General features: G+C 45.6%; 14 protein-coding genes. 9 read left to right on the top strand and 5 right to left on the bottom strand.

The features are described from left to right. Positions 1–333 precede the first annotated feature (333 nt). From putP to A3712_RS20685, 4 genes are all read right to left on the bottom strand, one after another. Positions 334–1,824 (bottom strand): sodium/proline symporter PutP, encoded by a 1,491-nt coding sequence (gene putP, locus A3712_RS20700; RefSeq protein WP_063524975.1) that lies wholly within the window; start codon positions 1,822–1,824, stop codon positions 334–336. A 156-nt stretch (positions 1,825–1,980) separates the two neighbouring features. Further along, positions 1,981–2,685 (bottom strand): hypothetical protein, encoded by a 705-nt coding sequence (locus A3712_RS20695; RefSeq protein ID WP_063524875.1) that lies wholly within the window; start codon positions 2,683–2,685, stop codon positions 1,981–1,983. 11 nt (positions 2,686–2,696) lie between these two features. Further along, the gene (putA, locus tag A3712_RS20690; RefSeq protein WP_063524874.1) at positions 2,697–5,834 is read right to left on the bottom strand and encodes a bifunctional proline dehydrogenase/L-glutamate gamma-semialdehyde dehydrogenase PutA; all 3,138 of its coding nucleotides are present in this window, start codon (positions 5,832–5,834) and stop codon (positions 2,697–2,699) included. A gap of 181 nt (positions 5,835–6,015) precedes the next feature. Next, positions 6,016–6,840: a helix-turn-helix domain-containing protein gene (locus A3712_RS20685; protein WP_008218001.1), complete on the bottom strand. Its 825-nt coding sequence runs from the start codon at positions 6,838–6,840 to the stop codon at positions 6,016–6,018. Positions 6,841–7,323: 483 nt separating this feature from the next. On the opposite strand from A3712_RS20685, the gene A3712_RS20680 reads away from it, so the two are divergent. The 3 genes from A3712_RS20680 (at position 7,324) to A3712_RS20670 (ending at position 11,585) form a co-directional block, all read left to right on the top strand. Beyond that, positions 7,324–8,427 carry a PEGA domain-containing protein gene (locus tag A3712_RS20680; RefSeq protein ID WP_063524873.1) on the top strand — a complete coding sequence of 368 codons (1,104 nt, stop codon included), beginning with the start codon at positions 7,324–7,326 and terminating at the stop codon, positions 8,425–8,427. A 167-nt stretch (positions 8,428–8,594) separates the two neighbouring features. Continuing rightward, positions 8,595–10,427, top strand: coding sequence for a formylglycine-generating enzyme family protein (locus A3712_RS20675; protein ID WP_063524872.1), 1,833 nt, complete (start codon positions 8,595–8,597; stop codon positions 10,425–10,427). A gap of 408 nt (positions 10,428–10,835) precedes the next feature. Next, complete coding sequence (locus tag A3712_RS20670) at positions 10,836–11,585, top strand: PAS domain-containing protein (RefSeq protein ID WP_443083607.1); 750 nt, start codon at positions 10,836–10,838, stop codon at positions 11,583–11,585. A 127-nt stretch (positions 11,586–11,712) separates the two neighbouring features. Here the strand turns inward: A3712_RS20670 and pdxH are convergent, their stop codons facing one another. Then, positions 11,713–12,348, bottom strand: a complete 636-nt coding sequence (pdxH, locus tag A3712_RS20665) for a pyridoxamine 5'-phosphate oxidase (RefSeq protein WP_004736905.1) — start codon at positions 12,346–12,348, stop codon at positions 11,713–11,715. Positions 12,349–12,514: 166 nt separating this feature from the next. Between pdxH and A3712_RS20660 the strand changes: the two genes are divergently transcribed. The 6 genes from A3712_RS20660 to A3712_RS20635 all read left to right on the top strand — a co-directional run bounded on the left by A3712_RS20660 (position 12,515) and on the right by A3712_RS20635 (position 22,030). Next, complete coding sequence (locus A3712_RS20660) at positions 12,515–14,383, top strand: ATP-binding protein (protein WP_063524870.1); 1,869 nt, start codon at positions 12,515–12,517, stop codon at positions 14,381–14,383. Positions 14,384–14,435: 52 nt separating this feature from the next. Continuing rightward, positions 14,436–15,749 carry a sigma-54-dependent transcriptional regulator gene (locus A3712_RS20655; protein WP_063524869.1) on the top strand — a complete coding sequence of 438 codons (1,314 nt, stop codon included), beginning with the start codon at positions 14,436–14,438 and terminating at the stop codon, positions 15,747–15,749. Positions 15,750–15,861: 112 nt separating this feature from the next. Further along, a complete protein-coding gene (locus A3712_RS20650; protein ID WP_063524868.1) occupies positions 15,862–17,253 on the top strand; it encodes an HlyD family type I secretion periplasmic adaptor subunit in 1,392 nt (463 codons plus the stop codon). 59 nt (positions 17,254–17,312) lie between these two features. Continuing rightward, the gene (locus A3712_RS20645; protein ID WP_063524867.1) at positions 17,313–17,981 is read left to right on the top strand and encodes a transglutaminase-like cysteine peptidase; all 669 of its coding nucleotides are present in this window, start codon (positions 17,313–17,315) and stop codon (positions 17,979–17,981) included. 5 nt (positions 17,982–17,986) lie between these two features. Then, positions 17,987–19,897, top strand: coding sequence for a bifunctional diguanylate cyclase/phosphodiesterase (locus tag A3712_RS20640; protein ID WP_063524866.1), 1,911 nt, complete (start codon positions 17,987–17,989; stop codon positions 19,895–19,897). 18 nt (positions 19,898–19,915) lie between these two features. Then, complete coding sequence (locus A3712_RS20635; protein ID WP_063524865.1) at positions 19,916–22,030, top strand: type I secretion system permease/ATPase; 2,115 nt, start codon at positions 19,916–19,918, stop codon at positions 22,028–22,030. Positions 22,031–22,092: the final 62 nt, after the last annotated feature.

Below are 22,092 nucleotides of genomic sequence, written 5' to 3'. Positions count from 1 at the left end.
CTGACAATTGACACATCATGTCCAATTCGGTTCCACAATTCACCGAGCTAATAACAAAAGTGAGCACCAAGTTCAAAAATTAGCCAATTTTCTATTTCATTTTTTGACATCACAGGCCATTGAGCAAGTTAATCTTTCCCTTCTCACGCAAGATCCGATCGCTTCGAAAAAGATGGAACCAACCGCTCACCAAGAGTTTTTGGAGTCATTGAATATCGATGAGCAAGAAGTCGCAAGTATTAGAGAGTGGTCAAAAAAATAGAGCCACCGAAGTGACTCTATTGTTCTTGATTAATATTTTTTGCTAATTCGCTTGTATTTTTACAATGTAAATTAGTCTAGCTCTACTAGCTTCTTCTCGAACTCAGCGTGTTGCGCTTTCACTTCGTCTTCTGGCTCGCCAGTAATTAGGCTCACGATAACGATAGAGATAGTCGATAGGATGATTCCCGGTACGATTTCGTAAACGTCGAACCAACCGCCCGTGAACTGTTTCCAAAGTACGATAGTCACACCACCAACCACGATACCCGCTAGAGCACCGTTACGGTTCATACGAGACCAGTAAAGGCTCATAACGATAGCTGGACCAAATGCCGCACCAAAGCCAGCCCAAGCGTAAGACACAAGACCAAGTACAGAGCTGTCTGGCGTCATCGCTAGGAATAGCGCGATAAGAGAAATAATGATTACCGCAAAGCGACCCACACGAACGATCTCTTCAGATGTCGCATCTTTCTTGAGCACTTGCTTGTAAAGGTCTTCTGCCATCGCAGATGAAGATACAAGAAGTTGTGAATCCGCAGTACTCATAATTGCAGCAAGGATAGCCGCCAGTAGGATACCTGCGATTACTGGGTGGAACATCGCGTTAACAAGAAGCATGAAAATCTTCTCACCATCGTCTAGCTTAGGCACGCCAGAGTTAGTCACGTAGATTAGACCAACCAGACCCACTAGCATTGCACCAACCATAGACAGTGCTGTCCATACCACTGCGATACGACGCGCTGTTGCTAGGTCTTTATTAGTACGTGTTGCTTTGAAACGAGCAAGGATGTGTGGCTGACCGAAGTAACCAAGACCCCAAGCCGTTAACGAGATGATCGCGATAGCAGATAGTGGTTCACCTTTCGCATCATTCCATAGCGTTAGAAGCTCTGGGTTGATGTTGTGAAGATCAGTCGATAGCTGACCAAGACCACCGTTCATCGCTGCGATTGGTACAATCAATAGCGCAGCAGACATCAGTAGACCTTGAACCAAGTCCGTCCAAGATACCGCAAGGAAACCACCAAATAACGTGTAAGAAACCACACATACTGTGCCGATGATTACCGCTGTTGTGTAATCTAGGCCGAATACCGTTTCAAACAATTTACCACCCGCTACCAAGCCAGAACTTGTGTAGAAAAGGAAGAATAAAAGGATAAAGAAAGCAGAAATTGTCTGGATCAGCTTAGAATTATCATTAAAACGACGAGATAAGAACTCAGGTAGTGTCAGTGACTCTGTCGTAATGCTGTAAGTACGCAGACGCTTAGCACTGATTAGCCAGTTCGCCCAAGTACCCACTAGCAGGCCACCAGCAAGCCAGAATGCTTCAAAACCAGCAGCATAAGCGTAACCCGGTAAGCCAAGTAATAGCCAACCACTCATGTCTGATGCACCAGCAGAAAGTGCAGCAGGCCATGGGCCTAGCGAACGACCACCAAGGAAATAGTCTGTCGAGCTAGAAGTGCGTTTGTAAGCAATAACACCGATTGCCAGCATCATAATTAGATACGCAATGAACGTCGTCGTTATTGCAAAACTGTTTTCTATCATTTGATAGTCCTCATTTGTAAAAAGCCTTCCATGCCTAACCCAATACCATGCCCTTACCTAAATAAAGGCAAGCCATTACATTGAGTTAGGGATTTTGGCTCCAAAGCACTGAGGTAAAAAACCCAAAGTGCTTAGAGCCAATGTTACTGAAGGTTAGTGAGCTTCGCTTCCGAGTTCGAGCAAGGTCGCGTTACCGCCCACGGCTGTTATATTTATAGTTCGCGTACGCTCGGTAATAAAGCGTAGCGATAGGTGTGGATCGTGAGCAACATGCATTGCTGTCAGATCCGTTTCAGCTACTAAACTGACGATGGCACCGTCACGCTTAGCAAGCTGTAAATTGATAGCTTGAGCCGTTTGTGAATTACCTACGTAACCTGCGCTACGTACATCGCAAGACAGCAGCTGTTGAGCCGCGTCGTACGAAGCAACCTGCACCAAGTTCGTCGGTAGATTCGCTTGTTTCGCCGCATCTACAATCAACGTGTTGAATTGCACGTCATCACTGCACAGTTGCACGCTGTTACCCGCTAATAGTGCTGCAGTAATCATCGCAGTTGCTGTTTGCAGTGCTGGCTCTTTGTCTTGGCAATCATCAACAATCACCAAAGCCACACCACGGCCTGCAGCATACAGCTCGTTTGTTTCACCAGTCGGGCCAGCCATTAGATGCTGCTCTGAAAGCAGCGCAGACGCTTGCTCTAGGTGATAAGTTGCCACTGCCGCCAAAGACGTAGATTGGCTTTCGATCTCTGATTTGAATGCAAGTACCTGGGCACTCTTATGATCAAAGTCGGTAAGATTCCATTGTTCCCACGCCAAGAAAGCATCAGAAAAACCTGTCACTTGATGAACCATGATACTGCTCCTTATGCCTTGTCTTGTGATTGAGAGAAATGAACATCAGTAAAGCGGTATAGGTAGTGAGGACCACCCGCTTTAGGGCCAGTACCAGACAAGCCTTGACCACCAAATGGTTGTACACCAACAACAGCGCCTACTTGGTCACGGTTGATGTAACAGTTACCCACACGAACGTGTTTTTCGATCCAACGGTAAGTTGTCTCGTTACGGCTGTGGATACCCATGGTTAAGCCGAAACCAGTTTGGTTAATTTGGTCTACCACTTTTGCCAGTTCACTCGCTTTGAAGCGAACGATATGCAGCACAGGACCAAACTGCTCTTCTTTCAAGCAGCTAATGTCATCGATTTCAAATGCACTTGGTGGAACGAAGTCACCATGTTCACAATCCGATCCTAGAGAAAGTTGAGCCACTTTCTTCTGGGTCTTGGTCATGTTTTCTAGGTGCGTCATCAACTTCTGTTTCGCGTTTCGGTCGATAACCGGGCCCACATCCGTTTTATGAAGATGTGGAATGCCAACACTTAGCTCATCCATCGCACCGTGAATTAGTCCAATCACGCGGTCTGCAATATCTTCTTGAATGTAAAGCACACGTAGCGCAGAACAACGTTGACCTGCTGAAGCAAAGGCAGAACGAATGACATCACGAACCACTTGTTCAGGCAGTGCCGTACTGTCGACGATCATCGCGTTCTGACCACCAGTTTCCGCGATCAACGGCACAGGCTTAGCGTTGCGGCTTGCTAGCGACACGTTGATGCGTTGTGCAGTTGGTGTTGAACCCGTGAAGGCAACGCCTGCAATCGCATCGTGGCTAGTTAGCGCACTGCCGATCTCTGCACCACGACCAGGTAGAAGTTGAATCGTGCCAGCAGGGAAACCCGCTTCCTTCATCAGTTCAACCGCGCGAGCTGCAATCAAGCTTGTTTGCTCTGCAGGTTTCGCCACAACCGTATTACCCGCCACTAGTGCAGCGGTAATTTGGCCAAGGAAGATCGCCAATGGGAAGTTCCAAGGGCTGATACAAACGAACACACCACGACCTTGTCGCGAAGCGATTCGAGTTAGACCATCAAAGCCTTTTAGCTCAAAACCTTGTAGGTTGTTCGCTTGTTTTGCATAGTAACGACAGAAGTCGACCGCTTCACGCACTTCATCGATGCTATCGTGAATAGTCTTACCCGCTTCTTGATGACAAATTGCCACCAACTCAGCTAAGTTTTCTTCCATCAAATCAGCCAACTTCTCAAGCGCAGCGGCTTTGGTTTCAACCGATGTCGCATTCCAATCAGCAAATGCTGCGTCTGCACCAGAGATCGCTGCGGAAACATGATCAAGGTTTGCGAAAGCCACCTGACCCACGTTAATACGACGATCGTAAGGTGCAGTTACTTGTTCAACATTCTGATCAGCCTTGATCATGCTTTCAGCAAGAGATTCACCGTTGATCACCGGTCCAGCAGTCCATTGATTGTTCAAAAAGCCTTTTACTTGCTCTTCAAACAGGTGCGCTTCGCTCTCGATATCAATGTTCACACCGTATGAGTTCTTACGCTCAGGGAATACCGCTGGCGGCAGAGGAATCTTAGTGTTGTTCAAAGTATCGAATGCCAAAAGCATGTCGACTGGGTGCTGTGTTAGCTCTGCCACAGGGCAACGAGCATCAACCAAACGGTGTACAAACGAGCTGTTTGCACCGTTCTCTAGCAGGCGACGTACTAGGTATGGCAGCAGATCTTTATGGCTACCAACTGGCGCGTAAATACGTACCGACTGTTGGTAAGCTTCCATTGCATGGTTGTAAAGTGAATCCCCCATGCCGTGTAAGCGTTGGAATTCAAAATCTTTATGGTCTGTCATCACAGCAATAGCAGAAACCGTGTGAGCATTGTGGCTCGCAAACTGCGGGAAGATATTGCCACGAACACTTGAGCTCAATAGGTAACGCGCACACGCTAGGTAAGCTACATCAGTCGCTTCTTTACGTGTGTAAACTGGGTAATTATCGAAGCCAGCTTGTTGCGACCATTTGATCTCGCTATCCCAGTAAGCGCCTTTAACTAGGCGAAGCGGGATTAAGTCACCCTGATCTTTTGCTAGGCGGTTTAGCCAAACTAGAACCGGTAGCGCACGCTTTGAATACGCTTGAATAACCAGACCAAACTTGCCCCAACCTTTCACTAGCTCGCTGCGGTAAAGTTTTTCAAACAACTTTAGCGAAAGCTCTAAACGATCCGCTTCTTCTGCATCAATCGTAATCGCAACATCAAGCTCAATCGCGCGGCGCAGTAACTGTTCTAGCGTGTCGCATAGCTCAATCAGTACGCGGTCTTCATTCGCCACTTCGTAACGAGGGTGAAGTGCAGAAAGCTTGATAGATACAGATGGCGCTGGACTAGATTTTGAAGAGACATAAGTGTCTCGACCTACGGCTTCAATCGCCATTAGGTAATCTTTAAAGTACTTATTTGCGTCAGCTGTAGTCAGTGCCGCTTCCCCCAGCATGTCGTAAGAGTAGGTAAAGCCTCTGTCGCGCATAGACTTACCGTTCTTTTGCGCTTCAGCAATGCTGCGGCCAAGAACAAATTGGTGACCCATCACTTTCATCGCTTGGTGCATCGCTTTACGAATTACCGGTTCAGAAAGCTTGTTCACTAGACGGTTGACCGCTTGTCCAGCACTCTGCTCGTTCGATGAAAGTCCAACCACCTTGCCTGTTAGCATTAAGCCCCAGGTCGAAGCGTTAACAAAAACCGAGTCAGAATTCTTTAGGTGAGACTTCCAATCCGCAACGCTTAGCTTGTCGCGAATCAGTGCATCAGCCGTTGCTGAATCAGGAATACGCATCAAGGCTTCCGCCAGACACATCAGCAAGATGCCCTCTTGAGTATCTAAGCTGTATTCAAGCAACAGCGCATCGATCATCTGGATAGAAGTCTTATCCGCACGGATAGCTTCGATCAAAGAAGTCGTTTTGTCTTTGATTTGCTGCTTTTCAGACTCAGAAGGGGTAGCTAGTGGCAGAAGTTGCTCTAGCCATTGGGTTTCATCCACCATATATAATGGTGAGATAAGCGACCATAGATCATCAAGCGACTGCTCGTTGAATTCTGGCTTTAACACATCAGTAGCTGTAAACATGCGTTTTCCTTAATCTCACACCCGGAATTAGCCCGGGCTCTCTACAATGGCAGCAGTGTATTTAGAGTATATAAGGAATACTTGTCAAAAACTCCGAGTTTTTTGCTAAAAACTCGCTTTATTAACAAAACAAACACAATGTCACATATGAAACTTTAATATAATATGCCGTTTCGTTTCACTATTTAACAGAAATTTGCTTTTTGTATTGAGATGGTGACATGCCTTGAAGGCGCGAGAATGTGTGGGTAAATGAGGATTGCCCGGAGAATCCAGCAAGTTCTGCGACCTGGCCAAGGCTTAAATTCCCTTGTTCAATAAGGCGTCGAGCACGATCGATTCGCTTACCTAGTACATATTGATGAGGAGTGATGCCCATTTGCTCTTTAAACAGCATGTGAAATTGGCTCTCGCCTAAGAACACGCTCCCCGCTAGTTGCGCGACTGAGATCTTACTTGCTAAATGTTGCTCGATGTAACGATCAAGTGCTTCAAGATCGAAGCGCGAATCCTTCACTGAAGTTTCAAATGCCGAAATGTGCCTTTGCATTAAGGCGATCACCGTGTCATTACACGCTCGGCTTAACAAGAGATCATCAGGACTTGCCTGCATCTCTTGCACTAACATATGGATAAGCTTCTGAATTTGCGCATCTAATTGGAAATAGACGTTCGAAGATTCGAGCTGGTTAATCTTCTCTAGCATCAGCGGGTCGTCGTCACTCGGCACTGGCATGTTAAGTACCAAAATATCGGACTGACCGACCACACCACCGAAAGCATGATCAGAGCTCGCCGTCACCACACAACCTTGTCCAGGGCCGACAAGGTTTCCCTTACCGCTGACTTCAAATTCAGCCTGACCTTTTAAACCAATCACCACCTGAGAATAACTATGATCATGACAATCCATGTGCGATGGCAAAGTGATGATCTCAGCTGGTCTAGGGCCAGTAAGGCCTAGCGGAGAAAGGTCTAGGTTAGGAAAGGGTAAAGGTTTAGACATGACAGGCAAGTACTCGGGTCAACATACTGAGAATAATACTCTTAAATGCCCATAAGATGAATTTGTAAATATTCCTGAGAGTCATTTGCGCGCGAGAACGAAAAGATCATTATCGCGATCATCATGATCATGCCTCCGGAAAGATGATCAAGAGTATACAAACTACGGGCTATGTAAAATCAATATTTCCGGTGCTTTTTTACAAATCCCAACCTCATTATTCAACTCACTCAAGATGACTCATAAATGAGAATTTAATCACCAGAACATCGCTGAAAAATTTGCTTACATAGCTCAAACAATTCGCATAAAACTTATAAAAAGTGTATCCAAAGTACCGAAACGCGGCATTTGAGTAGATTGAAATACAATAAAACGGTATAAAGACGGATAATGTGTTGACTGCTAATAACTAGTGACTCACAACTAGAAAGCAGACACATTATCAATGAGCCAATTACAATCTATAAGTTGCAGGGACCTATGACTAACTTTCGAATTTCAGCGCTTTTACTTGCGCTATCCCCACTTTGGGTATCTGCATCGGTATCAGCTGAAGAACTTAATCAGGTCGATCCCGTTTCAGCCATCGATGCAAAAATCACAGAGAAAAACTCAGATATTGAGCGTATTTCAGCAACCAAAGTATCGGCGACTGAGAACCTAAAACAACTACAAAATAAAAACAATAAGTTGTTGCGTGAAGGTGAAGAACTTAAGGAAAAACGTAACAGAGCCAAGTCTGTACTAGACAGGCAGTACAGTCGTTTACTTGAAGATCCAGAAACGGATCTGGTCTCTTTTCAAAAAAGCTACCAAGATGCATGGGCTGCAGTTAAAGAAAATCAATCGGCTCAGTTAGACAATCAACAAGCGATGAATGAAGGTGAAATTCACCTTTCTCAGATCAAACAGAAGCAAGCTCGCCTAAATAATGAGTTAGCGAATCTACGAGAGTCTAAAGTTGAAGCTCGCGTAAAACGTATTGCTACAGAGCTGCGTGAAAGTGGGGTTTTGGAAACCAGCTACACCACGACATGTGCATCAACAATGACGCTTGGTGAGTGTACTGCGCAAGGTAAATACCTAACGAACCAAAAAGCGGTGCAAACGTTCAAGACCCAATTACTTGAGCAGCTCACAGAAAGCACTTTGGCGAAGCAAAACTTGCAAGGTGTTCAGCTGAACATCCACGTTCAAGACAGCCAGCCAATAAAGAGCGGTTTCTCTGGCAACAACTCTTACTTCATGCAGATGCAAGCTCAGCTGCAAGCAAAACCTGAGGCAGTTGCAGCATGTAACCTATTGAACGTGTCGACACGCTACTGTTTAACTGGCAGCGATGCAGTTGCAGTTAAAAAGAGCGACAAGAAATGGGCAAACGTAACTGTGCGTTCTGACCAATACAACGACTCTGTGACCATCAATGGCATTAAGTATGGCAGCACACCTCTTGAGGTTGCGCTACCAAGCGGTCGTCATCAAATAACCATCTCTAAGCAAGGTTACGAGTCATACAACCGCACAGTCACCATCAATGGCAGCGATACTATCTGGGTTAAGCTTCTTCCTAGCAAAGAAAGCTAATTCCCTCAGTAGAAGATCACCATACCGATTTCACAAAGCTGAATGAACACTCGCCATTTTGTTGATAGTTATAAACTGTTGATTTTTTTATAAACAGTAGCTGAGACGAAATGGCGTTGTTCTTTAGAATAGTCGATTAACCTAAATTACGATTGAAGTTGCCCATCATGCGCCAAGGTTTACCCACTCTATTATTCGCACTTGCTCCCTGCTTAATGACACCTGCTGTTTTCGCTGAAGCAACACCACCAGCAATCACGGCCGCGTCTGTTACCGATCTTGAAGGCTTACTTTTCGAAAAGCACGCCGAGTTAACGACTATCGAAAAGAAAGCCGCAGACAAACAAAACCAAGTCGATAACCAAGCGCAGCAAACGGCACGTCTCGCTAAACGATCTGTGGAAGCAGAACAAAAGCTCGCATCGGCCAAAGCAAGCCTAGAGCAAGATTACACGCGCATGATTGATGAGCCAGACTTCGATATCTCGACTGCTCAAAATCACTTCCAAGACGCATGGAAAAGCGTGAAAGAAGGCAAACTTGCGATTTCTGACTCTAAGCAGAAGCAGCAAAGCTTGGCTATGGAGCTTGAAGCTATCCAAGCCGAGAAAACAGCGACAGAAACAGCCATCGCACAGCTAGAGCAAGACAAGCTGAGAGCAAGAGCTGAACGACTCAGAAGCGAGATCACCCAAACACAAGAGCAGACAGTCAGCTTTACCAATCGCTGCAGCAACGACATGACATTAGCCCAATGTTCTGATCAAACAGTGACACTAGCGCTTCAGAAGTCGGTGAAACAGTTCCAACACAGCCTGATTGATAACACCACAGAGTCGAAAACCGTTAAAAAGCACTTATCGTCTACATCACTGAACATCCACGTTCTGCAACACAAAGTGACCTCTTCAGGCTTCTCGGAAGATAACCGCTACCGCGCAGTCATCTCTGCAAACCTAGAAACTCGCCCAAACAAAAACACACCTTGTCGCCTGCTTGGTATTCAGTCATCCAACTGTTTCACACAAACTGATCAACAAGCCAACGACCAACAAAAAGAAGTCGCTTGGGTTAACTTGGTAGTTCGCTCAAATCAGTACAACGACAAAGTACTAATTAACGGCGTTAACTACGGCAGCACCCCTGTTGAAGTCATGCTGCCAACCGGCCCGCACATGGTGACGATCGAGAAAGAAGGTTACCTCTCTTTCCACCAAGAGCTAAAAATAACTCGCGATCACAACCTAAGAGCAGTGTTACAAGCCAAGCAAAATACGTTAAACGTGGGCACCAAGTTTGCGGACCCGATGAAAGATAGCACTCAAAGCCCTGAAATGATTGTTGTCGGCTCTGGTCTTTACCTACTGGGTGAAAACAGCGCCAAGCAAGTGACGATAAAACAGCCGTTTGCCTTAGCCGCTACCCCAACACGTGTACAAGACTTTAGAGCATTTGTAGAGAGCACTGGCTACCAAACAGATGCAGAGCTAATGAATACATGCGATACCTTCGCTAATGCTGAAATTACCTCTGTTGCCGACAGTGATTGGCAAAAACCAGGCTTCACGCAAGCAGACAATTCACCAGTAGTTTGTGTCAGTCAAAATGATGCGATTGCCTACACTCGTTGGTTATCCAAGAACACCGGCTTTACCTATCGCTTGCCAACACCACAAGAGTGGGAAGCGGCAGCAAGAGCAGGCCAAGAAACCAACTTCTGGTGGGGTAATGAATTCCGTTCAGGTAAAGCGAATACGGGATGGGCAGGCACACCGTGGTCAAACGTGAGTACCTCTCCGGTAAAATCATTCATGCCAACACCAACAGGTTTCTACGACATGGTAGGCAATGTATGGGAGTGGACAATCATTCAGAAAGGCCTAGCCAAAGGTGGCGCGTGGAGCTTCTCTCCTGAAGAAGCCAAAGCATTTAACGAGCTGTACGTTCCGCCTTCAACAGCAGCCAACTACCTCGGCTTTAGAGTGTTACGAGAGCTATAAGCTCTCGATAACTCGCACCATTGTTTAAAATATTTACTCTAGGCTCTCATTTATCGCATTCAATTGTGTTTATAGGGGAATTCCCCCCTTATACATGAGCACGTCTAGGAGTAAATTTGTCGATAGAGTAGTAAGTCACTCTGGGTATCTAACTGATGCCTCAGCTTAATTTACCTGACCCTCGTAAACTAAGCTGAAAATCTTCTACATGTCGACAAGGCATATCTTGTCTTTGGCCAGCCCTTCTTCAGGCTGGCTTTTTTTGCCTATCGATCACTCGGTTAGCCTATCTATTGCCCGTGAATCATGCAGTTATTCAACACTCTGATTAACGAAAACTCACCCCGTCTTTTCTACACGTACTACAACCTGTAATTGCCATTGCAGTTCCATAGTAAACTGATATCATTGCAACATCGCAATCCACGAGATAAAACCTTGCCAGAATCACTAAACCCCATACATCGTTCTTTGTTCGAACAACTTCCAGGCTGCTGGGGCTGTAAAGATACTGACTCTGTTTTCGTATACGCAAACCTATCTTATAACCAATTGATCGGTTTAAAGCCGGGCGAAAGTTGTACTGGATTGACAGATTTTGATATGCCGAGCCAAACCATCGAGTGCGCGCAAGACTTTAGGGCTCAAGACAAGTATGTAATGGAAACGCGCTCGACGCTTAAAATCCTTGATATTCACCCCTACCCTGACGGACGCTGGCACGCCCATATCTTCACCAAAACGCCTTGGCTTGATGACAACAACATCGTACAAGGCACCATCTTCTATGGTCAGGAACTCACTGATACGGCAATTTTAGAAGTGGGTCACTGGGTATGTCAGGCAACTTGCGCCAAAGACAATCAGGCATCGATCGCAGGCTCAACACCGCGTGTGTCCAAACTGAAAAAGAAGCTGACCTCACGTGAATCAGAAGTCCTATTTTTGCTGCTGTTCGGTAAGAAACCTCAATACATTGCATTGACGTTAAACATCTCAATCAAGACGGTTGAGGGACATGTCGCAAGGCTGAAGCAAAAGTTCGATGCACGCAGTAAGAGCCAGTTAATCGAGTATGCATTGGATTCAGGGTTAGGCTCTGTGATTCCTGAAACTTTGCTCAAGAAACAGATCTCTGTGGTTCTACACAGCGACTGATTAACGACTCACAGCGCCCATAGAGATGAAAATATAGACAAAAAAATACCGTTGATGTGAATGAACACAAGATCAACGGTATCTTCCTAATTTTACTGTCTTTACTGCTTAATCCAGCAGGCTCAAACTATGGCGCTAGGCGATCAATGTCCCAGCTGTTGTCTTGGCGTGAGAACAAGAAGCGATCATGCAGGCGGTGCTCACCACCTTGCCAAAATTCAATGCTATCAACTCGCACTCGGAAACCACCCCAGAAAGAAGGAACCGGGATTTCGCCTTTCGCAAACTTCTGTTTAAGCTCTAAATATTTGCCCTCTAAGATGCCACGAGCAGAGATGCGGCTGCTTTGCTTACTTGCGATAGCTGCCAATTGGCTCTCTTTTGGACGAGACGAGAAGTACTTCATGTTTTCCATCGCCGTCAGCTTTTCAGCCGTACCAGTAATATGAACTTGTCGCTCTAAAGGATGCCAAGGGAAATGCAAACTGATCTTGCTGTTGTGCTCAAGTTGCTGCGCTTTACGGCTACCTAAGTTGGTGTAGAAAACGAAACCATCTTTATCAACATTCTTCAGCAAAACAATGCGTTGGAATGGCTGTCCATTTTCATCAACCGTCGCCACTGTCATTGCCGTCGGATCCGTCAACTTAGCTTCAATCGCTTGCTCTAACCAAAGGTTAAATTGGTCAATTGGGTCTGCGGCTAAGTCTTTACGTCTCAATCCACCCTGAGCGTACTCACGACGAATGTCTGTCAGTTCCATTTGGTTACTCCTTTTAATTTTTTGTGATTCTGCGCCGTAATCCTTTGAAACACAAGTCTAAGCCTTAATTTTGTCTCATTGGAGGTGCTCTGTGTTAACGAGATCTCGGTACGCCAACCGTCACATTGATAGTCTATATGTAAATTGATTGTAAATTGAGTTTCTCGTGTCTAAAAAACTGTCTAACCTGATCACGCCTTTTGTATTTTTCTCATTGATATTGGGAGCGGCAGGGCTAACCGCAACTCACTTTTTGGCAGGTCAATACCAAGAACAAGTTGTCACACAACAACTCAACGAAGCAGCGAACAAAGCCAACCTACAGATCGATTCTGAATTAGAAAAGTTCAAACAAATTCCCGACCTGCTCAGCCACGATCCGCGCCTGCTGTCCTACTTTGATAAATCACCAAAGACCGACAAAATCTCCACAGCTGAACTCAACACATTGTTATTCGAATGGTTGGGGCAAAGCCAAGCCGATACCATCTACATCCACGATCCGAGCGGCACAGTGGTTGCCTCAAGTAACTATCGAAAACCTCGAACCTTCGTTGGCGAAAACTTCGCGTTTCGCCCCTACTTTGCGTCCGCAATAAAAGGCCATAAAACCCAATATGTCGCACTCGGCGCTCGCTCTGATGTGCGAGGCTATTTCTTATCTTCACCACTCTATATCGACGATCACATCGTGGGCGTCATCACGGTGAAAGTAAGCTTAGAAAACCTAGAAAACATTCTAACTAGCGACGACTTTGAGATTGTGGTGCTTGATTCCAACCAAGTGGTGTTTCTCTCTAGTCAAACGCCTTGGCTTTATCACTCATTACTACCATTAACAGATCAACAGCAACAGGATATCGCAGCGCAACGCCAATACGGCCAAAACAAAATTTCGATCATTGATGCGTTTAACTCTTCGAACCAAACAACCGATGCAAGCAAAGTGCTTACTGCAAACAAGTTATTTAAACTTGGAACTTTTAACCTGTACCCAGCCACTACCAGTGACAACCAGTACCAAGTTGTTGCTATCAAGGACACAAGCTCCGTACTACTCAAGGTGCTGCAGATCGACGTTATCTTCATTGTGATTTACAGCTTGGTCATGCTGATTGCCTGGTCGTGGCGCCAAACCTACCTCGCGAAAGTGGCACTGACTGAACTCAATCAGAACCTTGAGCAAACCGTAGATAAGCGAACTCAGTATCTGAAGCAATCCAATCAACAACTTCAACAAACACTCTTTCAATATCAAGAGTCTCAATTGAAGTTAAAACAGACAGAGCAAGAACTAACGCAAACCGCTAAGTTAGCCGTGCTGGGTGAGCTGTCAGCCAGTATTAACCACGAGATTAATCAACCACTTGCTGCACTCAGAACCTACAGCGAAAACAGCGTCAAGCTGCTTGAGATGGGACGTTCAGACTTAGTAAAAAGCAATCTGGATAAAATGATCGCGCTAAACACTTCGATTACCGAGATCATTGCGCGCCTTAAAGTATTTACGCGCAAGGTGACCAAGCAAGAGCATCATGTGGCGAATCTGAATCAAGTGATCAACAATGCCACCAGCATTCTCAGCGCACTGATGATCCAACAAGGCATCACCCTTAGGTTAAGTACTGTACCAGGTGACATTAATATCGCGATTCACCCAACCGAGCTTGAGCAAGTGTTGGTTAACCTGATGCACAATGCGACACAAGCGCTTTCTCAACAAGCCGCACTTCAAAACGACTTAGAAATTCAAGAAGGGGGTCAACCGACCATTCCACAAATTGGCGTAGAGTGGCAGCTTAATAATGATGCCTGCCAACTGATCATTTGGGATAACGGAATTGGTATCACCAGCGACAAACTGGAACAGTTGTTCGACCCATTTTTTACCACTAAGCATGAGGGGTTAGGGCTCGGACTTTCGATATCGAAGCGAATCATTGAAGCCTATCACGGCACGATCAGCGCAATCCAACTCGAGCCTTCAGGCATGGTATTCTCTCTGAATATTCCACTTTACCAAGATAAAGGCTAACAGCCTGTTATTAAAAGCTTTCTCAACATTAAGGACTCAACACTTGCACTCTATGCCTAAACTCTACTTTGTCGATGATGAACCCGCGATTCGTGACTCGGTAGAACAAGCCATGCTCATTGAAGGTATCGATATAGTCTGCTTTCCGAATGCCATCGAGGCTCTCACGCAGATTAACATCACGCAAGCAGGCATTGTGATCACCGATATTCACATGCCAGTGATGAATGGCATTCAATTTACACAGAAGCTGTTGAGTCAAAATCCGAACTTTCAAATCATTGTTCTCACTGGTCACGGTGACGTGCAAACCGCCGTTTCTGCGATGAAGTCCGGAGCTTATGATTTTCTTGAGAAACCGTTTGTTGTTGATTCGCTATTAACGGCAGTCAAAAAAGCAGCCGATAAACTCGCTTTGGTTGAAGAGAACAATCTACTCAGAAAAGAGCTTGCTATGCAAAATCAAGTGGGCCCGAAACTGATTGGTCAATCTCAATCAATGCAGACATTGCGCCGCGAATTGATCACCTTAGATTGCAAACAGAACCCGCTGTTACTGTTTGTTGGCGACATAGGCACAGGCAAACGAATCACCGCGCAGTACACTCATGATTTACACAGCCATCCCACCGCTGAACTTTGTCCGATTGCTGCGTTTAGTTTACCACGCAATGACGAAGCGGCATTTCACCAGTTTGTCTTACAGCTCTTTCACAAACATCAAGGCGGAACACTCTACATCCATGAAACAGAAACATTAACTTCAGATCAATGGCAGTGGTTGGCGGCTTTAAAACCGACTCTGCTTCGAGAAAACTCATGTAAGAAAAATGCAACTTGTATCGTTGTCGCAACTACAGTGGTTCCTACTACAATTACAAGTGAGCTGCGCCGATTTGACTTATTGCCTTTGGCGCAACGAACAGAGGATATTGGCTCTTTGTTCAAACACTTTGCTAGAGGTGCAGCAAGTCGTTACCAGTTGCCACCACCAGTGATCACAGAGAAAGAGATTCGACGCTTGATAGCCACTCACTGGGGCGAAAATATTCGCCAGCTTCGTCAACATGCCGAGTTGCGCGTGCTAACTCAGGTGAAGCAACCAGCACTCGACAATCAAGAGTCAGATCAAGCAGACGATCCAAAACCATCGGATGACGGTTCGCTAGACGTCAACATTGAAGAACAGCAATTATCGTTAAGCCAACGTACCGACAGCTTTGAGCAAATTCTCTTGATAGAAGCACTGCATCGCCATCAAGGGTGCCTAAAAGACGTACAACAAGAGCTGCAAGTGTCGAGGAAAACCCTCTATGACAAGCTAAGAAAGCACCAACTCAACAAAACAGATTTCAAAAACAGATAAGAGTAAAAAAATATATAAATTCAAATATTTAAAAGAACATTTTCTTAACATTTATCAAAAGTAATAATACACTCAATAGGCTTGCACTTTTATTCAGCAAACAAGGACTGTTATGAGCCACAAGAATTTCAGCAAATTGAATGAAACTGAACTTGAGTACGTCGACGATAAAACCGCGGCATTACTGCTCAACACGCCGACCAGTGCGCGTATCATGTTGTGGATGATCGTTCTGTTCTTTATTGCTGCTATTGGGTGGGCCGCTTGGGCAGAGATCGACAAAGTCACCGTTGGCCAAGGCAAAGTGATCCCCTCTTCTCAGATCCAAGTTGTGCAAAACCTTGAAGGTGGTCTAGTCAAAGAGATCTTAGTTAAAGAAGGTCAAAAGGTTCAAAAAGGCCAACAACTGCTATTGATCGATGACACTCGATTCCGTTCTGACTTCCGTGAACGTGAACAGCAAGTTGCCAACTTGACCGCCAACGTATTGATGCTTTCCGCATCTTTAACCAGCGTAGTGATCAACGAAGACTTTGACGAAAAAAAGTGGAAGAAAAGTGTCACTCTTGATTATGGAAAACTCGCTTTCCCACCTAAGTTTTACGAGGTTCAACCTGAGCTGGTTAGTCGTCAAAAAGCAGAATACCGCCAAGATTTAAACAATCTAAAGAATCAACTTTCCGTTTTTGATCAACAAGTTGAACAGAAACAACAAGATCTTGTTGAAATAAAAGCGCGTGTGCGAAACCTAAAACAGAGCTACCAATTCGCTCGCCAGGAATTGGACATCACGAAGCCGCTTGCCGACGAAGGCGTGGTACCAAGAATTGAATTACTTAAGCTGCAACGACAAGTCAACGATACTCGCCGAGAAATGACCTCAAGCGAGCTTAAAATCCCTCTGCTACGCTCAGCGATCAAAGAAGCCATGCTCAGCCGTATCGACGCGGCGCTTAACTTCCGCTCTGAACAACAAGAAAAACTCAACCAAGCACAAGATAAACTCTCTGCACTAACCGAATCTGCGGTTGGCTTAGAAGACAGAGTAAACCGTACTGTCGTGGTTTCTCCAGTAACCGGCACCGTTAAAACGTTAGGCATCAATACCGTAGGTGGCGTAATCCAGCCAGGTATGGACATCGTTGAGATTGTACCGACCGAAGACTCCCTGCTCGTTGAAGCAAAAATTGCCCCGCAAGACATCGCATTCCTACGTCCAGAACTGACCGCCATTGTTAAGTTTAGTGCTTATGATTTCACTAAATATGGTGGCTTAGAAGGCGTGTTAGAGCACATCAGCGCCGATACGACACAAGATGAAGAAGGCAACAGCTTTTATATCGTGCGTGTACGAACCGAAAAACATAATTTTGGACAAAACGAAGAGCTGCCAATCATTCCAGGTATGACAGCCTCGGTCGATATCATCACAGGTAAAAGAACCGTACTCGAGTACATGTTGAAACCTATCCTCAGTGCACAAAACAACGCACTAAAGGAATAAGGACGTTTGATGGTTAACAACGCCTTTCAATACATAGTAAACCAACAAGAGTTGATACTATGAAGTCTCGAATATCGCTGTTATTGCTCGTCCTCACCTCTTTTACTTCTGTCGCTCTCAATAAGAACGACCAAAGATGGATCGATGCTGTCACGCAAACCTACGGTGAGAGAGCCGGAAAGCGCGTGGCAACTTGGCGCTCAAATATGACGTCATACGATGGTTTAAGCGAAAAAGAGAAGCTCACGTCAGTTAACCGGTTCTTCAATCAGATGTACTTTGTCGACGACAGCATCCTGTGGGGAAAGAAAGACTACTGGGCAACACCACTGGAGTTTTTAGGCAGTAACGCAGGTGACTGTGAAGACTTCACCATTGCGAAATACTTCTCTCTGCTTGAGCTAGGCGTTCCAGATAAGAAATTGCGATTAGTGTACGTAAAGGCACTGGAGCTAAACCAATTCCATATGGTGTTGGCTTACTACTCCACACCGAGTGCAGAGCCACTAATTTTGGACAACTTAAACCCTGAGATAAAGCGCGGCTCTAAGCGCCCTGACCTACGACCAATTTACAGTTTCAACGGTAAAAGCCTTTGGTTAATCAAGTCATCAGCAGGCAGCGGCAAGCTAGCAGGGAAATCTTCAAGATTGAACTTATGGAACGACTTACGTTCCCGTGAGCGCTCTCTAAAATTAAACAAACCCATTATCAATTACGATGAGTAGGTACAATGACTTTATATAAACAGCTTGTGGTCGGGATGGTTGCGGTGTTCATATTACTGATGACGTCAGTCTTTATGATCGAATTCAATACTACCCGTGGATACTTAGAGGAGCAGCAACGCTCTGAGGTAAGTAATACCATTAATACTGTTGGACTGGCTCTTGCCCCTTACCTTGAAGAAAAAGACAAGGTATCGGTAGAGTCTGTTATCAACGCCCTGTTTGATGGCAGTTCTTACTCGGTCGTACGATTGATTTTTCTCGACAGCGGTGAAGACATCATACGTTCATACCCTGTAAAACCATCAGGTGTGCCCCATTGGTTTACCAATCTCAACCTATTTGAACCCGTTCATGATCGCCGAGTGATTACCAGTGGCTGGATGCAGCTTGCAGAGGTAGAGATCGTCAGCCATCCAGGCCCTGCCTATGATCAATTATGGCAAGCCTTCACTCGCTTATTAAGCATCTTTGGTGTGATCTTCTTACTCGGCTTGATCTCGATTTCATGGATCCTTAAGCGGGCACTACGCCCACTATCGATGATCATTACCAAAATGGACCAGATCGCTAAGAACCAATTCGGTGAGCCATTAAAACGCCCTAAAACAAAAGATCTGATCTTAGTGGTTGATGGCATTAATCACATGTCGACTCAAGTTGAACAAGCCTTTAAAAACCAAGCAAAAGAAGCTCAGAAGCTACGTGAAAGAGCGTACATTGATCCGGTTTCTCAGCTGGGTAATCGCGCTTACTACATGTCGCAATTAAATCAGTGGCTAGAAGAATCGAGCTTAGGTGGTCTTGCAGTACTGAAAGCGGAATTTATCAGTGAAGAATACGACGAGAATGGTTACCAAGAAGGTGACGCGTTAGTACATCAATTGGCAGAAAAACTGCAAGCTTCTATCTCATCACCAGACACCATCATTGCGCGTATTTCTAGTGACGAGTTTGGTTTCATTATGCCGAACATTGATGAAAGCGAGCTTAAACTGGTCGCTGGCAGCATCGTCAACTGTATTCAAAGCCTAGGTTCAGATCCAACAGGCATGGCAAATCCACACATTGCATTGGGTGTAACGCATAGCAACAAACGTAAAACCAGCACCGAAATCATGTCATTGGTCGATAACGCGCTCTCTAGTGCTAAAGCGAATCGTGAACTCGCTTACGGCTACGTCACTGCTGATGACCATGGCGCAGTAATGGGTAAACAACAATGGCGCATGTTGGTTGAAGAGGCGATCATCAATGACCTAGTCACATTCCGCCTGCAAGCTGCAAATAATGCGTTTGGCAAAACCTATCACCAAGAGGTGTTCTCAGCGATTGAGAAAGATGGCATTCGTTACGGTGCTAACCAATACCTATACGCACTAGAACAGCTTGAAATGAGCCATATTCTCGACCAATACGTTATCGAGAAAATGATAAATAAGCTAACAGCAAAAGAGGTGACAAGTCCAATTGCAATCAATATCTCACCAAGCAGTATTTCTCAACCAAGCTTTATCCGTTGGATTGGCAAAACACTTGAGCAAAACGCTTCAGTTGCTCACCTGCTGCACTTTGAGATCCCAGAAAACTGTTTCATCAACGTTCCGCACTACACGGCACTATTGTGTAACACCATTCGTAATGCTGAAGCGATGTTTGGTGTCGATAACTACGGACGTAACTTCCAATCACTGGACTACATCAACGAGTACCGTCCTAGCTACGTGAAGCTGGATTACCTGTTCACGCATAACTTGGACGATGAGAAGCAGAAATTCACGCTCACGTCGATTTCACGAACGGCTCATAACCTTGGTGTCACCACCATCGCATCTCGAATAGAAACTCAGACTCAGTTAGATATCTTGTCTGATAACTACGTAGAAGTGTTCCAAGGTTTCATTGTTGATAAATAGTTGTAAGGGTTATATCGCATGCAAGATCCACTATTGAACTCATTGATCTACGTTAGCCGATATTACGGATTAGCGAACTCGCCTGAGGCGTTGGTCAATGGGTTGCCACTATCAGACGGAAAGCTAACCCCTTTCCTGTTCCCACGTTCGGCAGAACGTGCGGGGCTAGTGGCAAAAGAAAACCGTTCCGACTTAGATAACATCCCACACCTAATTTTGCCGGCGGTATTATTGCTAAAGCAGGGCGAAGCGTGTGTGCTCATCAGCATCGACCTTGAAAAACAAGAAGCTGAAATAATCACAGCTGAGAGTGGAATGGTGCCAATCATCATTCCTGTTGCCGAACTTAAAGAGCAGTTCATTGGCCGCTACTTCTTAGTTAAAAAGCAGTTCCGCTATGACGAGCGTTCACCAGAGGTTCTGAAAACACGCAAAGGTCACTGGTTTTGGAGCACCATTTGGGAATCGAAAAACATCTATCGCGATGTATTAATAGCGTCGATCCTTATCAACATTTTTGCGATTGCTGCGCCGATGTTTACGCGTTTGGTATACGACAAAGTAGTACCTAACCTTGCATTTGAAACCTTGTGGGTATTAGCGAGCGGCATTTTCGTCGTCTTCCTGTTCGATCTGCTCTTAAAGTTGATGCGTAGCTACTTCATCGACGTTGCGGGAAAAAAATCCGATATCCTGATTTCCTCCAAATTGTTTAGCAAGGTACTTGGTATTCGTATGGAAGCAAAACCAGCTTCAGTTGGTGCCTTCGCGAAGAACTTGCAAGAGTTTGAGTCAATTCGAGAATTCTTTACCTCTGCGACGATCGGCTCTCTGATCGACTTGCCTTTCGCTCTCATGTTCCTAGCCTTAATTTGGTTAATGGCGGGCAACTTGGTGTTTGTTCCAGTCGCAGGTGTGATGATTCTGATCATCTACGCACTGCTGATTCAAGGTCCATTGCGTCGCACTATTGAAGAAGGTTCACGCCTAGCCTCTCAGAAGTACGCGAACTTGATTGAAAGCTTGGCGGGCCTAGAAACCGTTAAGCTGTTCAGCGCACAGAGCCAGTTCCAATTCCGTTGGGAAGAAGCCGTTGCTCACATGGCGAACTGGAATATTAAAAGCCGCCGCATTACTGACAGCATCCAAAACACCGCAGGCTTTGTTCAGCAAAGTACCAATGTCGGGATGATCATTTTTGGTGTGTATCTAATTGCGGAAGGAGAACTGACGATGGGTGGTTTGATCGCTGCAACCATGTTGAGCGGCCGTGCGATTAGCCCTTTAGTTCAACTGTCGCTACTTTCTACACGTTACAACCAAGCCAAATCTTCAATGACGCTGATTGAACAAGTCATGTCGATGCCTGACGAGCAAGAGGAAGGTAAGCGTTACATTCACCGACCAATCATTCAAGGTCATATTGCGCTAGATAAAGTGACGTTCCACTATCCTTATTCCCCCGTCGCTTCAGTGCGAGATCTCAGCCTGACCATCGCTCCCGGCGAGAAGGTAGCGATCATCGGTCGTATTGGTTCAGGTAAAACAACCCTAGAACGCCTGATTATGGGCCTGTACAAGCCCACAGAAGGTCATGTGCGCATTGATGATACAGATATGGAACAACTTCACCATGTCGACGTACGACGCAATATAGGCTGTGTACCGCAAGACAGTAACCTATTCTATGGTTCAGTCAGAGATAACATTACTCTAGGCCGCCCTTTGGTGGACGATCGTGATGTGATGGATGCAGCGAACCGCGCCGGTGTGACAGCGTTTACTCAGCAAGATCCTGCTGGCCTAGAACGTCAAGTGGGTGAAGGCGGTGGTTTGCTTTCTGGTGGTCAACGTCAGTCGATTGCGATTGCTAGGGCTTTCTTAGGCCGTCCTCCGGTGCTACTAATGGATGAGCCAACCAGTGCAATGGATAACCGTTCAGAAATGCACATCAAGCACCAGCTTAGCCAACTGTTACCAAGCGAAACGCTGATCCTTATCACTCATAAAACCTCGATGTTAGATGTTGTAGACCGAGTCATCGTCATGGAGAAAGGCAGCATAATTGCTGATGGTCCGAAAGCGAAGGTTCTGTCCGATCTTAAACAAGGTCGTGTAAGAGCTGTTAGCTAAAAGCCTGTCATCAACACAATCACCAAAGGGGGAGCGAATGCTCCCCTTTTTTATCCCCTTAA

The organism is Vibrio sp. HI00D65 (assembly GCF_001635455.1).
Lineage (GTDB): Bacteria > Pseudomonadota > Gammaproteobacteria > Enterobacterales > Vibrionaceae > Vibrio.
Note: the sequence above shows the minus strand (reverse complement) of the source record. Positions and strands in the feature narration are given on the sequence as shown.